General features: G+C 56.4%; 1 pseudogene. It reads left to right on the top strand.

Features of this window, described 5'->3' with window-relative positions:
- Positions 1–259: pseudogene (locus AUR66_RS22600) on the top strand (hypothetical protein); the annotation flags it as partial.

The raw sequence follows: 259 nt of genomic DNA, 5'->3' as shown, positions 1-259 counted from the left end.
CGAGGTCTACAATCTTCGAGCGTACTCCTACTACGCCGAGTATCCCAATGGTGACACTGGGGTTGCCATCTTCCAGTCACGGCCATGGCAAGGCTACACGCTCACCGAGGATGGTGAGTCGAGTGTTCGCGGCGTCTGGCGCTTTTACACCGCTCGTGATCCCCGATGGGACTCTCTCGTTCGAGCAACTGAGTCGAACGAGACGGAGGTTACATCAGACGCACTCCCAGTGTATGTCCACGCATATCCGTCACGAATT

Source organism: Haloferax profundi (assembly GCF_001469865.1).
Taxonomy (GTDB): Archaea; Halobacteriota; Halobacteria; order Halobacteriales; family Haloferacaceae; genus Haloferax; species Haloferax profundi.
This window is presented reverse-complemented; position numbering and strand designations above follow the sequence as displayed.